The organism is Streptomyces cinnabarinus, assembly GCF_027270315.1.
Lineage (GTDB): Bacteria > Actinomycetota > Actinomycetes > Streptomycetales > Streptomycetaceae > Streptomyces > Streptomyces cinnabarinus.
Genome location: NZ_CP114413.1, coordinates 2,186,331 through 2,202,171 on the forward strand (window position 1 = coordinate 2,186,331; position 15,841 = coordinate 2,202,171).

The window sequence follows — 15,841 nt, forward strand, 5'->3', positions numbered from 1 at the left end:
GGACTCGCGCCCTGTTCCGGGATCTCCTAACGGAGGTCCGCGGAGCAGGGCGCTTTCGCGTACGACGCGGGTGGGAGGTTCTCCCTGAGGGCGCGCGGGTCGTAGTCGCCGAGCGGACCGCACAGGGTCTTGACGAGCGTGTCCTTGTCCAGCGGGATCTTCCCGATCCCCCAGTCCGTGCCGTAGTGCAGCGCGTTGCCGGCGGTGCGCCAGGCGCCTTCCGGCCAGAGGAGGCCCAGAGCGGCGATGGGCTCCTCCCCGTGCTCGGACCAGAGCTCGGTGTCGGAGGACGAACCGTGCCCGAAGCCCGATGCCAGCACGATCCGCCCGTCACTGCCGTAGGCGCCGATCATGGTGTGCCCACGGACGGGTAGCCGGTGATCTCTCACCCCCGTGGCAGGGTTCGCCACCACCAGTTCGTCACGGAGCACCACCGCCACGCGCTCACCGTCGTCCCGGAAACGCAACCCCAGCGGCTGGAAGTCGTCCGAGAGAAGCCCCAGGCGCCGTGTCGTACCGCGCCCGTGCTCGTCCTCCGGGTCCCAGATGGTGACCGTCCCGTCCCGTCTGAGCATCCAGGCCGTTCCGTTCTTCGGCGAGACCTCGATCGCCACACAGTCGGACCGCCTCATCTCTCGTGCGTCTCTGCAGTCGGGCGCGTGCGCGGACGTGAGGTCGCCGTCCGCGTCGAGCCGCCGCACACCGTCAGCACCGAGCAGGAGGAAGTCATCGCTGCCCAAGGCACGGACGTCCAGCACGAGCGGATCCTCCGCAGCGTCTTCCGCAGGGCTCGCTCTCGGGGTCCTCTTCACCAGCCGCGGCCCAGTGGTACGCACCTCGTAGAGCGCCCACCCCCTGTCCCCCCAGACGACAAGAGAGCGGCCGCTTCTGCTGAAGATCGCGGAGTCGGTGGACTGCTCACCGAACTCACCCCAGTCGGCGCGCACTTCCCGCCAGTGATTCCCGCTGAGCACCGAGAGCACCAGGCGGCCCTCCGGCAGTCCCGACGCGTCGACGGTTCCGACCACGGCCAGCTTCTGGCCGGACGGAGCGAACTCGGCCGACTCCTTCCAGCCCCGCAACGGCGGATGCCGTACCCGATCCAGCCGGAAGGTCACCAGGTCCCGGTTGCACAGGACATGCAGGACCGGGTCGCGTCCAGGCCGCGACGTGACGAGATCGAGGGGGTTGTCGGGGCATTCCAGCCGGATGTCCGCGTAGGCCAGGGGGCGGGTGGTCACGTAGTCCGCACCCGTCTCGACGTCATGCCAGAGGATGTCGCCCGACGCGTCATCGGTGACGAAGCGGCCGGTCACGTCCGAGACCGGCTGCGATCCGTATCTCCCTGCCGCCGCGAGCCGCTCGCCGGTCGCCGGATCCCGAAAGCTTCCGTCGAAGTCCCGCTGCCCCCTGACCCCCAACGTCCGGCCTCCGGCTCCGATCAACACGGCGTCGAGGGGTCCTTCCTGCCATTGCCGCGCACCGGAGTCCAGCGCGAGCGCGCGCACCGACTCGGGATCCCTGACGTCACCCGTCGAGGCTTCCTCGCCCAGGAGGACCAGTGGCGTGTCCTTCCCCGGTGCGCCCGCCAGAGCGGCTTCCGTCAGGCAGGCGCCTGCTCGGAGCAGACCCGGCGGAACACTCTTCGTGTCTCCCCGGCCTGTGTCGCGGAGGTACAACCGCACTCCGTCCTGGCGTGTGCCGGTGAGACACGTCCCGGAGGCGTCCACGTCCTTGCTCGCCACGTGCAGCACGATCCGGCCGTCCGCCGAGAAGTCCAGGGCGAGGCTCTCGCCCTCGACCCGAGCATCACGCCGCGCCCACTCGTCCACCGCCGCGCGGTCGGCCGACCGCCACACCTTGCCCTGACCCTCGGGACCCGCTGCCACCACCCGGGCCCCGTCATCGCTCACCGCCACGGAGTCGGCCCCCTCGGGCACCCCGTCCAAGCCGTGCTTCTCGGGCTTCCCGACGGACAGCCCGGTGATCACATCACCGCGAACCCCACCCTCGTCATCCTCCGTCAGCACCGCCACGCGGCTGCCGTCCGCCGAGGCGGCCAGCGCGGTGACCCGCCCTCCCAGGAACCCCTCCTCGACGTTCCGCGCCATGGCCATGCCCGGATACACCTCCAGCAGCGCCCGGTACGTCTCCTCGGTCGGCTCCGTCCGATGCGCCAGCACCGCGAGCGCGGCCCCCTCGACGGGGTCGTCGGTGAACCGGTCCCGCGCCAGGGCCGCCAGTTCGTTCGCCGCGGTCTCCCTGTCCCTGCGGTCCGCGTCCCGGCCCGCCTGCGTGACGAAGTAGGTCAGGGTCGCCGCGAGCACGGCCAGCGCCGCCACCAGCGCCACCCCCGTACGCCCGCGTCGCACCGACCGCCGTTGGAAAGTCTTGCTGCGGCGGATGAACTCGCTCTCCGACAAGGACAGTTCGGCGGGTCGCAGGGCCGCCGTCGTCCGTGCCGTCGCCAACTCCTGCCCCCGCAGCAGCAGATCGTCATTGCAGCCACTGTCCTCCCACTCCCGCAGCCGGCCCCGCAGCTTCTCGTGCCAGGTCAGGAACGCTCGTGACTCGTCCAACCACCGCCGCAATGTGGGCCATTGGCGGACCAGCGCCTCATGTGCCAGGGCCACCGTCTCCCGCCCGGAGCTGTCCCGGGAGATGACCAGGAGGCGGGTTGCGGCCAATGCCTGGGCTGCTGTGCGGAGTTCGGGTGGGAGATGGGCGAAGGCCCTGGCCACTCGGGCGTACTCCTTGCCCCTGACCGGGCGGGCCAGGCGCTCGAACAGGCGGCGGGCCGTCGGCTCGTCGGGGCCGTCCGGGGGCTTGCAGACCTGGGCCAGTTGGTGGTCGGCGTACCGGGAGAGGGCGCCTTCGACGCCGCCGATCTCGCGGTAGGCCGTGTGGGTCAGACGGCCGTGTTCGCGGCGGTCCCAGAGTTCCGCCAGGGCAAATTCGACCAGGGGCAACGCTCCTGGTTCGCCGCCCGCATCCGACACCAGGAGTTCCGGCAGGCCCGGTTCGAACGCGACGCCGGGGATGGCGGCCACCGGGCGGCGGACCACCTCGTCCAGTTGGGACGGGGTCATCGGGGCCACCATCTGGACCGTGCCACTCAGCGCCTCCGCCCGGCCGCCGGTGACCAACTCCTCCAGGGAGGCCGAGCGCAGGGTCGCGAGGACACGCAGGCGGCGGCCCTCCGGGTGAACCGCCCTGGCCATCGGCAGCAGCACGTCCAGCAACGCCCTCGCGTCCGCCGGGCGTGCTCCCACCGTCTCCTCGAACTGGTCCAGCAGGATGACATGGCCCGCCGGGCCCGACTCCGCCAGGATGCGGGCGCCCAGCAGGGTCGCCGCCGAGCAGTCCTGGCCGAGGGCGCGGGCCGGCTCCCGTACCGGCGGGAACTGTGCGCCCAGCGCCTCCGCCAGGGTCCGGACCGGGTCCGTGTCCGGCTGGCCCGCGAAGTCCGTCACCGTGTGGCCCGCCGCGCGCAGCAACGGGAGCACTCCCGCTCGTACCAGCGACGACTTGCCCACTCCCGATGCTCCCGCCACCGGGACGAAGGGGTGTTCGCGCAGTGCCTCCGCGATGCGTTCGCTGTCCGCCCGGCGGGCGAAGAAGAGAGTCGCGTCCTGTTCGCGGAAAGGTTCCAGGCCCCGGAAGGGGGAGGAGCACAGGCCCGGTTCCAGGCCCAGGAGGTGGGCGGCCGGGATGAGGTACGCCGTGCTCGCGCCCGTTCCCGTGTCCGCCGCCACCGTCATGCCGACGACGCCGCCCTGCGCCGTGTCCCAGACCGGGCCGCCGCTGAAGCCGCGGCCGATGGTCCGGCCGCGCGGTTCCATCGACGTCCAGCCCTTGCCCACCGGCGCCCGCAACCGGCCGTCCACCCACACGCCGTGGTCGTCGGTGCGGAGGGGGAAGCCGAGGACGCGGAAGGGGTGGTCCCAGACCGCCGTGCCGCCCGCGAGGCGGACGGGGGTGGTGCCGGGGGCGGCCGACAGCCGCAGCAGGGCGATGTCGCCGCCGCCGTCCCCGGCCACCGGGCGCCAGTGCGTGACCGTCGCGGGCAGGCGGGCGGACGGCGGGTTGAGGAGGGGGAAGTCGACCGTCACCGCGCCCGTCGGCGGGAGCGGGTCCGTGTCGGGGACGCCCAGCGCGTTCGCCACCACGTGGGCGCAGGTGCACAGGGTGTCCTCGGCGATGAGGAAGCCGCTGCCGGTTACCTGGCCGTCGTGGCTCCAGAACCGGGCGATACCGCGCGCGAGTTCGTCGTCAGGTGCGGGCGTCGGCATCGCGCTGCCCGGGAAGCGCCGGTTCGTTCGCCCAGTTCATGGTCACTGTGAAGTGCGCCTCGGTGGAGCCCCTGGCCACCACGACCCCCGCCTCCGCGCTCAGCGTGATGCCGAACTCGACCGTGACCGATTCGGGCGGTCTGGGCAGTTCCCGGGCGCCCTCCAGGACCGCGCCCAGCGCGGGGCGCACCCGGGCGAGCGCCTGCTGGAGGGTCTCGGCCGCCCCGGCGACCGCGCCGCCGCGCGACACGCGCTGCACTCCGGCGGGCCCCTCGCCCGTCACCTCCAGCAGGACGACCTGCCCGTCGTCCAGCACCATTTCGCCCACGTACGCCATGGACCCGGCCCTCCACCTCGGCTGCGCTCGATCGGTCCCCGGTATTCCAGTTCGTCACGGACCGCAGTCGCAAGGCGCTCCCGGGTAGTCACCTCGTGTGGGTGACCCCGCGAGCCAAACCCGCCCCGCCGGACCCGATGTGGGCCTCAGCACACTCTCCCCTCGCAGGTCAACGGCAAGTTGACGGCCCTTCCGGGGCCGTGGTGGACTTCCGGAGCCAATTACGGCGGCAGAAGAGGAAGCCGGTGCGAGTCCGGCGCGGTCCCGCCACTGTCACCGGGGTAGGAACCCCCGGGAGCCAGGAACTCTCGCCACCGGTCTCGTCGTACCAGGGCGTGGACACCCTGAGTGAGGACATATCGCGATGCTCGCCTGCCGATCGACATCCAGCACCAGACCCGTAACTGACTCCGCGATCGGCTGAGCCGATGCGGGCCGATCGCGTCTTCGCGTACGGCGCCGCCGCCGGCCTCCTGGGTGACCTGCTCCTCGGCGATCCGCGCCGTGGGCATCCGGTCGCCGTGTTCGGGCGGGCCGCGGGCGCCGTGGAACGTCAGTTGTGGCGTGACGACCGGGGCCGGGGCGCGCTGCACGCCGGTGTGTGCGCCGGTGGCGCCGTCGCCATGGGGGCGCTCGCCTCTCGTGCGGTACGCCGGTCCCCCGCCGCCTCCATCGCGCTGACCGGCGTCGCCACCTGGGCGGTGGTCGGGGGGACTTCGCTGGCCCGGGAGGCCCGGGTGATCGGGCGGGCCCTGGAGGCGGGGGACGTCGGGGCGGCTCGGGCGCGGCTGCCGCATCTGTGCGGGCGGGATCCGCAGGCGCTGGACGCCGACGGGATCGCGCGGGCGGTCGTGGAGTCCGTCGCCGAGAACACCTCCGACGCGGTGGTGGGGGCGCTGGTCTGGGGGGCCTTGGGCGGGGTTCCGGGGCTGCTCGGGTTCCGGGCCGTGAACACGCTCGATGCCATGGTCGGTCACAAGTCGCCCCGCTATCGGCGGTACGGGTGGGCCTCGGCCCGGCTCGACGACGTCGCCGGCTGGCCGGGGGCGCGGCTGACCGCCGTACTCGCCGCCGCCGCCGGGGGGAACGCCCAGGGTGCGGTACGCGCCTGGCGCGCCGACGCGGTGAAGCACCCGAGCCCCAACGCCGGGCCCGTGGAGGCGTCGTTCGCGGGGGCGCTCGGGGTGCGGCTCGGCGGGACCTTGTCGTACGGCGGACGCATCGAGCACCGGCCGGTGCTGAACGGGGAGGGGCGTGCGGTGGACGTCGGGGACATCGAGCGGGCCGTACGGCTGTCTCGGCGGGTCGGTTGGCTGGCGCTCGGCGTGAGTGCCGTCGCGCGCGGTCTGGTGAAGGGAGCGCGGTCATGACCGGCGGGGGGCTGCTGGTCGCCGGGACCACCTCCGACGCCGGGAAGAGTGTCGTCACCGCCGGGATCTGCCGGTGGCTGGTGCGGCAGGGGGTCAAGGTCGCGCCGTTCAAGGCACAGAACATGTCCCTCAATTCGTTCGTCACGCGCGAGGGCGCCGAGATCGGGCGGGCGCAGGCCATGCAGGCGCAGGCCTGCCGGGTCGAACCGACCGCGCTGATGAACCCCGTGCTGCTCAAGCCTGGCGGGGACCAGAGCAGCCAGGTCGTGCTCATGGGCAAGCCGGTCGGCGAGATGAGCGCGCGCGGCTATCACGGCGGGCGGCAGCAGCGGCTGCTCGGCACGGTGCTGGACTGTCTCGCGGAGTTGCGGGGCACGTATGACGCGGTGATCTGCGAGGGGGCGGGCAGTCCGGCCGAGATCAATCTGCGGCGGACCGACATCGTCAACATGGGGATCGCCCGGAATGCCGGGCTGCCGGTGGTGGTGGTCGGTGACATCGACCGCGGGGGCGTCTTCGCCTCCTTCTTCGGGACGGTGGCACTGCTCTCGCCCGAGGACCAGAAGCTCGTCGCCGGGTTCCTCGTCAACAAGTTCCGCGGCGACGTCTCGCTGCTGGAGCCGGGCCTGGACATGCTGCACGGGCTCACCGGACGGCACACCTACGGCGTCCTGCCCTTCCGGCACGGGCTCGGCATCGACGAGGAGGACGGGCTGCGGGTGTCGCTGCGCGGCACGGTCCGCGAGTCCGTGGTCGCGCCGCCGGTCGGCGCGGACGTGCTGCGGGTCGCCGTCTGCGCGATCCCGCTGATGTCCAACTTCACCGATGTGGACGCGCTCGCCGCCGAACCGGGCGTCGTCGTGCGGTTCGTGGACCGGCCGGAGGAACTGGCCGACGCCGACCTCGTGGTGATCCCGGGCACCCGCGGGACCGTGAAGGCGCTGGAGTGGCTGCGGGAACGGGGCCTCGCGGAGGCCATCGCGCGCCGGGCCGCCGAACAGCGGCCCGTGCTCGGCATCTGCGGTGGCTTCCAGATCCTCGGCGAGCACATCGAGGACGACGTGGAGAGCCGCAGGGGCGCGGTCGACGGGCTCGGACTGCTGCCCGTACGGGTGCGGTTCGCGCGCGAGAAGACCCTCACCCGGCCGGTGGGTGAAGCCCTCGGCGAGCCGGTCGAGGGGTACGAGATCCACCACGGGGTCGCCGAAGTCACGGGCGGGGAAACCTTCTTGGACGGCTGCCGGGTCGGTCAGACCTGGGGCACCCACTGGCACGGCTCGCTGGAGTCGGACGGCTTCCGGCGCGCCTTCCTGCGCGAGGTGGCGGCCGCCGCGGGCCGTCGTTTCGTGCCGGCCGCCGACACCTCCTTCGCCGCGCTGCGCGAGGAGCAGCTCGACCGGCTCGGCGATCTGATCGAACAGCACGCGGACACCGACGCGCTCTGGCGGCTCATCGAGTCGGGCGCGCCACAAGGACTGCCTTTCATTCCACCGGGAGCGCCCGCATGAGCACAGTGTTGTTGTTGTCCACCGCCGACACGGATCTGCTGGCGGCCAGGGCCGCGTCCGGCGCCTCCTACCGGATCGGCAACCCGACCCGCGTGGACGTCGGCCAGGAGCTCCCCGGCCTGATCGAGGGCGCGGACATCGCCGTCGTACGGCTGCTCGGCGGCAAGCGGGCCTGGGAGGACGGGCTCGCCGCGCTGAAGGCGTCCGGGATCCCGACCGTGCTGCTGGGCGGGGAGTCCGTGCCGGACGCGGAGTTGATGGCCGAGTCGTCGGTGCCCGCCGGTGTCGTCGCCGAGGCGCTGCGGTACCTCGTCGAGGGCGGGCCCGCCAACCTCACCGAGCTCGCCCGGTTCCTCTCCGACACCGTGCTGCTCACGGGCGAGGGCTTCGTCGAGCCGCAGCAGATGCCGGAGTACGGCGTCCATGGTGAGCGTCCCTTCATCGAGGGCCGCCCGACGGTCGGCGTGCTCTTCTACCGGGCCCATCAGCTGAGCGGCAACACCGCCTTCGTGGCCACCCTGTGCGACGCGGTCGAGGCACGGGGCGCCAACGCCCTTCCCGTGTACTGCGGTTCGCTGCGCGGCGCGGACCCGGAGCTGTACGAGATCCTCGGCAGGGCCGACGCGCTCGTCGCCACGGTGCTGGCCGCGGGCGGCACGCATGCCTCGCAGGCCTCGGCGGGCGGTGACGAGGAGGCGTGGGACATCGGAGCCCTCGCCGACCTCGACATCCCGGTGCTGCAAGGGCTCTGCCTGACCTCCTCGCGCAAGACCTGGGACGAGTCCGACGCCGCCCTCTCCCCCATGGACGCGGCGATGCAGGTCGCGATCCCGGAGTTCGACGGCCGTCTGATCACCGTGCCGTTCTCCTTCAAGGAGCAGGGACCGGACGAGGTGCCGGTGTACGTCGCCGACCCGGAGCGAGCCGCACGGGTCGCCGGGATCGCCGTACGGCACGCGCGGTTGAAGCACAAGCCGAACGCCGAGAAGAAGCTGGCGCTGGTCTTCACCGCCTACCCGACGAAGCACTCACGCGTCGGCAACGCGGTCGGTCTGGACACGCCCGCGTCGGCGGTGCGGGTGCTGGACGCGCTCCGGGACGCCGGTTATTCGCTCACCGAATACCCCTCCGGGGGCGACGAGTTGATCCACCGGCTCATCGAGGCCGGTGGCCACGACGTCGAGTGGCTGACGGAGGACCAGCTCGCCGCCGCGCCCGCGCGGGTGCCGCTCGCCGACTATCGGGCGTGGTTCGACAAGCTCGACGAGGAGCTGCGCGACGCCATGCTGGAGGCGTGGGGCGAGCCGCCGGGTTCGCTGTACGTCGACGGGGACGACATCGTGCTCGCCTCCCTCCAGTTCGGCAATGTCGTCGTGATGATCCAGCCGCCGCGCGGCTTCGGGGAGAACCCGATCGCGATCTACCACGACCCGGACATGCCGCCGTCCCACCACTACATGGCCGCCTACCGCTGGCTGGAGAACAGTTTCGGCGCCGACGCGATCGTGCACATGGGCAAGCACGGCACGATGGAGTGGCTGCCCGGCAAGGGGCTCGGGCTCAGCGGTGGCTGCGCGCCGGACGCGGTGCTCGGTGAACTCCCGCTGATCTACCCCTTCATCGTCAACGACCCCGGCGAGGGCACCCAGGCCAAGCGGCGCGGGCACGCCACGGTCGTCGATCACCTGGTCCCGCCGATGGCCCGCGCGGACACCTACGGCGACCTGGCCAAACTGGAGCAGCTCCTCGACGAGTACGCGCTCGTCTCCGACCTGGACCCGGCGAAGGCGCCGGCCGTGCGGGCGCAGATCTGGACGCTGGTGAAGGCGGCCGAGCTCCACCACGACCTGCATGTCGACGAGCAGCCGGACGACGCGGAGTTCGACGAGTTCGTCATGCACATCGACGGCTACCTCTGCGAGATCAAGGACGTGCAGATCCGCGACGGGCTGCACATCCTCGGCGGCGGTCCGGTCGGCGAGCCGCGGGTGAACCTGGTGCTCGCCGTGTTGCGGGCCGCGCAGGTGTGGGGCGGGCAGGCGAACGCCCTGCCGGGGCTGCGGTCGGCGTTCGCGGCCCATTTCGGGCTCAGCGAGAAGGAGTTGCTGGCCGAGCCGGGCACACCGGTGAAGGTGCCGGTCGAGCTGTCGGACCTCGTCGAGGGTCCGGCACGGACGGCGGCCGACGCGATCGACCTGCTGGAGCAGCTGTGCCGACGGGTCGCGGAGGGCATGGAGGAGCGGGACTGGCGGTCCGCCGCGGTCCCGGCGCTGGTGCGTGAGGTCATCGGCATCGAACTGCCCGAAGCGGTGGCGGTGCTGGAGTTCGCCTGCGACGAGGTCGTGCCGCGGCTGGCGCGGACGACGGACGAGATCGGGCACATCCTGCGGGCCCTGAACGGCGGTTACGTCCCGGCGGGCCCGTCCGGTTCGCCGACACGCGGACTGGTCAACGTCCTGCCGACCGGCCGGAACTTCTACTCGGTCGACCCCAAGGCCATTCCCTCCCGGCTCAGTTGGGAGGTCGGCCAGTCCCTCGCGGACTCGCTGGTCGCCCGGTATCTCCAGGACACCGGCGAGTACCCGAAGTCCGTGGGGCTCACGGTCTGGGGCACCTCGGCGATGCGCACCCAGGGCGACGACATCGCGGAGATCCTGGCGCTGCTGGGCTGCCGTCCGGTGTGGGACGAGGCCTCGCGCCGGGTGACCGGGTTCGAGGTGGTAGCTCTGGCGGAGCTGGGGCGCCCGCGCATCGACGTCACCGTCCGGATCTCCGGGTTCTTCCGGGACGCGTTCCCGCATGTGGTCGGGCTGATCGACGACGCGGTGCGGGCGGTGGCGGAGCTGGACGAGCCCGCCGCGCAGAACTTCGTCAAGGCGCACGCCGACGAGGACACCGCCGAGCACGGGGACCGCCGGCGGGCCACGGCCCGTGTGTTCGGCTCCAAGCCGGGTGCGTACGGCGCGGGCCTGCTGCCGCTGATCGACGCGCGGAACTGGCGCTCCGACGCCGACCTCGCCGAGGTGTACGCGGTGTGGGGCGGGTACGCCTACGGGCGCGGGCTCGACGGGCGGGCGGCGCGCGGGGACATGGAGACGGCGTTCCGGCGGATCAACGTCGCGGCGAAGAACGTCGACACCCGCGAGCACGATCTCGTCGACGCCGACGACTACTTCCAGTACCACGGCGGCATGGTCGCCATGGTGCGCCATCTGACGGGCGCCTCCCCCGAGGCGTACGTCGGTGACTCCGCCACCCCCGACCAGATCAAGACCCGGACGCTGGGCGAGGAGACGCACCGTGTGTTCCGGGCGCGGGTGGTCAACCCGCGCTGGATGGCGGCGATGCGCCGGCACGGCTACAAGGGCGCCTTCGAGATGGCGGCGACCGTGGACTACCTCTTCGGCTACGACGCCACGGCGGGCGTGGTCGATGACTGGATGTACGAGAAGCTCAGCGCCGAGTACGTCTTCGATCCGGAGAACCGGGACTTCATGAAGGAGTCCAACCCCTGGGCGCTGCGCGGGATCACCGAGCGGCTGCTGGAGGCGGCGGAGCGTGGTCTGTGGGCCGAGCCGGACGCGGACACGCTGGAGCGGCTGCGGGCCACCTATCTGGAGCTGGAAGGCGACTTGGAGGACGACCAGTGACCACCCCCTTCCCCTTCACGGCCGTCGTCGGCCAGGACGACCTGCGGCTGGCGCTGCTGCTGAACGCGGTCTCGCCCGCGGTGGGCGGCGTGCTGGTGCGGGGCGAGAAGGGCACCGCCAAGTCGACCGCCGTACGGGCGCTTTCGGCGCTGCTGCCCGAGGTGGACGTCGTTCCCGGCTGCCGGTTCTCGTGCGATCCGGCCGAGCCGGACCCGGCGTGTCCGGACGGGCCGCACGAGGCCGGTCCCGCCGGGGCGCGGCCTTCCCGGATGGTCGAACTTCCCGTCGGCGCCTCCGAGGACCGGCTGGTCGGGGCGCTCGACATCGAGCGGGCGCTCGCCGAGGGCGTCAAGGCGTTCGAGCCGGGGCTGCTGGCCGACGCGCACCGCGGGATCCTCTACGTCGACGAAGTGAACCTGCTGCACGACCACTTGGTCGATCTGCTGCTGGACGCGGCCGCGATGGGCGCGTCCTACGTCGAGCGCGAGGGCGTGTCCGTGCGGCACGCCTCGAAGTTCCTGCTCGTCGGGACGATGAACCCCGAAGAGGGCGAGCTGCGCCCGCAGTTGCTCGACCGGTTCGGGCTGACCGTCGAGGTGGCCGCCTCCCGGGAGCCCGACCAGCGGGTGGAGGTCGTCCGGCGGCGGCTCGCCCACGACGACGATCCGTCGGGGTTCGCGGCCCGTTGGGCGGACGAGGAGGCGACGGTACGGCAACGGATCGTCGCCGCACGGGAGTTGCTGGCGTCGGTGCGGCTCGGGGACGGGGCGCTGCGGCAGATCGCGGCGACCTGTGCCGCCTTCGAGGTGGACGGCATGCGCGCCGACATCGTGATGGCCCGCACCGCGACCGCGCTGGCCGCCTGGGCCGGGCGTACCGAGGTGCTGGCGGAGGATGTCCGCCAGGCGGCGCTGCTCGCGCTGCCGCACCGGCGGCGGCGCAACCCCTTCGACGCGCCGGGACTCGACGAGGACAAGCTGGACCAGACCCTGGAGGAGTACTCCGGGGACGACGATCCCGACCCGGGTCCGGACGGGCCCGGCGGTGGCGGGGGCGGGGCGCCTGAGCCCGACTCCGGTCCGCAGGGCGAGGACGCCGGTGCGCGGCCCGAGGAGGGCGAGGGCGGTCAGCCGCAGCCGTCCGGTGCGGGCTCGGGCGAGCAGTCCGCCGTACGGGCCGCCGAGCCCTTCCGCACCAAGGTGCTGAGCGTGCCGGGGATCGGTGAGGGTGCCGCGGGTCGGCGCTCTCGGGCGCGGACCGAGCACGGGCGGACCACGGGGGCGCGGCGGCCTCGGGGGGCGCTGACCAAGCTGCACCTGGCGGCGACCGTGCAGGCGGCGGCGCCGCATCAGCGGGCGCGGGGCCGGTCGGGTCCGGGGCTGGTCGTACGGCGGGACGATCTGCGGCAGGCGGCCCGGGAGGGGCGTGAGGGCAACCTCGTGCTGTTCGTGGTCGACGCCTCCGGGTCGATGGCGGCGCGGCAGCGGATGAGCGCCGTGAAGGGGGCCGTGCTGTCCCTGCTGCTGGACGCGTATCAGCGGCGGGACAAGGTGGGGCTGGTGACGTTTCGCGGGGCGGCGGCCGAGGTGGCGCTGCCGCCCACGTCGTCCGTGGACGCGGCCGCGGCCCGGCTGGAGTCGTTGCCGACGGGTGGGCGTACGCCGCTCGCCGCCGGGCTGCTCAAGGCGCACGACGTGCTGCGGGTGGAGCGGCTTCGGGATCCGGCGCGGCGGGCGCTGGTCGTGGTGGTGACCGATGGGCGGGCCACCGGTGGGCCCGAGCCGGTCGCCCTGGCCGGGCGGGCGGCCCGGCTGTTCGCCGCCGAGGGGGTCGCGTCGGTCGTCGTCGACTGTGAGTCCGGGCCCGTGCGGCTGGGGCTCGCCGGGCAGTTGGCCGGTGAACTCGGGGGCACGGCCGTGACGCTCGACGAGCTGCGGGCCGACTCGATCGCCGGGCTTGTGAAGGACGTACAGAGGAGGGCCGCGTAATGCCTCAGGGACAGCCGAGTGTGGTTCCGGACGATGGGCTGACGACTCGTCAGCGGCGTAATCGGCCGCTGGTGGTCGTGCATACGGGAGTGGGGAAGGGCAAGTCGACCGCTGCTTTCGGGCTCGCTCTTCGGGCCTGGAACCAGGGGTGGCCGATCGGGGTGTTCCAGTTCGTCAAGTCGGCGAAGTGGAAGGTCGGCGAGGAGAACGCGCTGCGGGTGCTCGGCGCCAGTGGTGAGGGCGGGTCCGTCGACTGGCACAAGATGGGTGAGGGCTGGTCGTGGGTGCAGCGCGATCAGCAGATGGACAACGAGGAGAAGGCCCGGGAGGGCTGGGAGCAGGTCAAGCGGGACCTCGCCGCGGAGACGTACCGGCTGTACGTGCTCGACGAGTTCGCCTATCCCATGCACTGGGGGTGGATCGACACCGATGAGGTGATCTCCGTGCTGCGGGACCGGCCGGGGACGCAGCATGTCGTGATCACCGGGCGGAACGCGCCCGAGAAGCTGGTCGACTTCGCGGATCTCGTGACCGACATGTCCAAGGTGAAGCATCCGATGGACGCGGGTCAGAAGGGGCAGAGGGGCATCGAGTGGTGATGTCCTCGTCCGTCCCTCGGCTGGTCGTCGCCGCGCCCTCCTCGGGGAGCGGGAAGACGACCGTCGCGACCGGGTTGATGGCCGCGTTCGCCGCGCGGGGGCTTGCCGTGTCTCCGCACAAGGTGGGGCCGGACTACATCGATCCCGGGTATCACGCGCTCGCGAGCGGGCGGGTGGGGCGGAACCTCGACGCGTATCTGTGCGGGCCCGAGTTGGTGGGGCCGTTGTTCCTGCATGGGGCGCGGGGGTGCGATCTCGCTGTCGTCGAGGGTGTGATGGGGCTGTACGACGGGGCCGCGGGGGAGGGTGAACTGGCGTCCACCGCTCAGGTGGCGAAGGTGTTGCGGGCGCCGGTGGTGCTGGTCGTGGACGCGTCCTCGCAGTCGCGGTCGGTGGCGGCGCTGGTGCACGGGTTCGTGTCGTGGGATCCGGAGGTTCGGGTCGGCGGGGTGATCCTGAACAAGGTCGCCTCGGATCGGCATGAGGAGTTGCTGCGGGAGGCGCTGGAGTCGGTCGGGGTGCCGGTGCTGGGGGTGTTGCGGCGGGCTGTTCAGGTGGACACGCCTTCTCGGCACCTGGGGCTGGTGCCGGTTGCCGAGCGGCGTTCTGCGGCTGTCGAGGCGGTGGCCGCGATGGGGGCGCAGGTCGCCGCGGGGTGTGACCTGGAGGGGTTGCTGGCACTGGCGCGAAGTGCCGGGCCGTTGCCTTGTGAGGCTTGGTCGCCGGCCGAGGCGGCCTCGTCCTCGGACGCCGGACGGGCTGCGAGGGTTGCTGTCGCCGGCGGATCAGCGTTCACGTTCTCCTACGCGGAGCATGCTGAGCTGCTTGCCGCCGCCGGGGCTGAAGTCGTCCCCTTCGATCCCCTGCGCGACGAGCAACTGCCCGATGGAACCCAGGGGTTGGTCATCGGTGGGGGTTTCCCCGAGGTCTATGCCTCTGAGCTGTCCGCCAACGAGCCGCTGCGCAAGGCCGTTGCGGAGTTGGCGTTCAGTGGTGGGCCCATTGCCGCTGAGTGTGCCGGGCTGCTCTACCTGTGCCGTGAGCTCGACGGGCTGCCCATGTGCGGCGTGCTCGACGCGACCGCGCGGATGACCGAGCGGCTCACCCTCGGGTACCGGGATGCCGTGGCCGTCGAGGACAGTTCGCTGGCCGTCGCGGGCACGCGTATGCGGGGGCACGAGTTTCACCGGACCGTCGTGGAGCCGGGGGCGGGGGCCGCTGCCGCTTGGGGAGTGCGTACGCCTCACCGGCGTGTCGAAGGTTTTGTACAGCGTGGTGTGCACGCGAGCTATCTGCACACGCACTGGGCCTCCCGGCCCGGTGTCGCCCGTCGGTTCGTGGAGAGGTGCCGGACGTCATGAGCAGCAGCAGGTTGATCGGCGTCGGGGTGGGTCCCGGGGATCCGGAGCTGGTGACCGTCAAGGGTGTGCGCGCTCTCCAGGGCGCCGATGTCGTCGTCGTGCCCGTGATGGACACCGGTGAGCGGGGGCGGGCCGAGGCGACCGTTCTGCACTATGTCGGCGAGGAGAAGGTCGTACGGGTCGTCTTCGCCCTCAACGAGCGGAGCGACCGGCAGCGGCGTGAGGACGCCTGGGACGCCGCCGGCACCCGTGTCGCCGAGCTGCTGCGGGAGCACTCCGTCGTCGCCTTCGCCACCATCGGCGATCCGAATGTGTACTCCACCTTCACCTATCTCGCCCAGACCATCGGGGAGGTGCTGCCCGCGACCGTCGTCGAGACCGTCCCGGGTATCACCGCCATGCAGGATCTCGCCGCCCGTTCCGGTGCCGTGCTGACCGAGGGCACCGAGCCGCTCACCCTCGTGCCCGTCACCGCCGGGGCCGCCGTGCTCAAGGACGCCCTCGCCGGGCCCGGGACCGTCGTCGCCTACAAGTTCGGGCGGCAGGCCGCCGAGGTGGCCGAGGCGCTGCGGGAGACCGGGCGGATCGGGGACGCCGTGTGGGGTGCCGCGCTCGGGCTGCCCGAGGAGTCCATCCACCCCGCCGACGAGCTCGACGGGGCGCCGCTGCCGTATCTCTCCACGCTCATCGCGCCCGCCCGGCGTGACGGCGGGCGGGGCGGGAAGTTGTGAGCGCA

The 15,841-nt window shown here is 72.4% G+C and carries 9 protein-coding genes and 1 riboswitch; of the genes, 7 read left to right on the forward strand and 2 right to left on the reverse strand.

The genetic code is table 11. The annotated features are described in order from the left end of the window. Positions 1-26: 26 nt before the first annotated feature. A complete protein-coding gene (locus STRCI_RS09860) occupies positions 27-4,292 on the reverse strand; it encodes a serine protease (RefSeq protein ID WP_269658493.1) in 4,266 nt (1,421 codons plus the stop codon). Next, on the reverse strand, positions 4,273-4,629 hold the full coding sequence (locus tag STRCI_RS09865) for a CU044_2847 family protein (protein WP_269658494.1): 357 nt from the start codon (positions 4,627-4,629) through the stop codon (positions 4,273-4,275). Before STRCI_RS09865 ends, STRCI_RS09860 begins: the two co-directional genes overlap by 20 nt. Positions 4,630-4,816: 187 nt before the next feature. Next, positions 4,817-4,956: riboswitch (cobalamin riboswitch) on the forward strand. A 101-nt stretch (positions 4,957-5,057) separates the two neighbouring features. On the opposite strand from STRCI_RS09865, the gene STRCI_RS09870 reads away from it, so the two are divergent. The 7 genes from STRCI_RS09870 to cobI are packed head-to-tail and all read left to right on the forward strand — an operon-like array spanning position 5,058 to position 15,836. Next, positions 5,058-5,999 (forward strand): cobalamin biosynthesis protein, encoded by a 942-nt coding sequence (locus tag STRCI_RS09870; RefSeq protein WP_269658495.1) that lies wholly within the window; start codon positions 5,058-5,060, stop codon positions 5,997-5,999. Beyond that, complete coding sequence (locus tag STRCI_RS09875) at positions 5,996-7,507, forward strand: cobyric acid synthase (protein WP_269658496.1); 1,512 nt, start codon at positions 5,996-5,998, stop codon at positions 7,505-7,507. Before STRCI_RS09870 ends, STRCI_RS09875 begins: the two co-directional genes overlap by 4 nt. Further along, a complete protein-coding gene (cobN, locus tag STRCI_RS09880) occupies positions 7,504-11,157 on the forward strand; it encodes a cobaltochelatase subunit CobN (RefSeq protein WP_269658497.1) in 3,654 nt (1,217 codons plus the stop codon). The genes STRCI_RS09875 and cobN overlap by 4 nt, the downstream gene beginning before the upstream one ends. Further along, complete coding sequence (locus tag STRCI_RS09885; RefSeq protein ID WP_269658498.1) at positions 11,154-13,145, forward strand: putative cobaltochelatase; 1,992 nt, start codon at positions 11,154-11,156, stop codon at positions 13,143-13,145. The genes cobN and STRCI_RS09885 overlap by 4 nt, the downstream gene beginning before the upstream one ends. Then, positions 13,145-13,744: a cob(I)yrinic acid a,c-diamide adenosyltransferase gene (gene cobO / locus STRCI_RS09890; RefSeq protein WP_269658499.1), complete on the forward strand. Its 600-nt coding sequence runs from the start codon at positions 13,145-13,147 to the stop codon at positions 13,742-13,744. The genes STRCI_RS09885 and cobO overlap by 1 nt, the downstream gene beginning before the upstream one ends. Then, positions 13,744-15,105 (forward strand): cobyrinic acid a,c-diamide synthase CobB, encoded by a 1,362-nt coding sequence (locus STRCI_RS09895; RefSeq protein ID WP_269658500.1) that lies wholly within the window; start codon positions 13,744-13,746, stop codon positions 15,103-15,105. The genes cobO and STRCI_RS09895 overlap by 1 nt, the downstream gene beginning before the upstream one ends. Then, positions 15,090-15,836, forward strand: a complete 747-nt coding sequence (gene cobI, locus STRCI_RS09900; protein WP_269658501.1) for a precorrin-2 C(20)-methyltransferase — start codon at positions 15,090-15,092, stop codon at positions 15,834-15,836. Before STRCI_RS09895 ends, cobI begins: the two co-directional genes overlap by 16 nt. Positions 15,837-15,841: the final 5 nt, after the last annotated feature.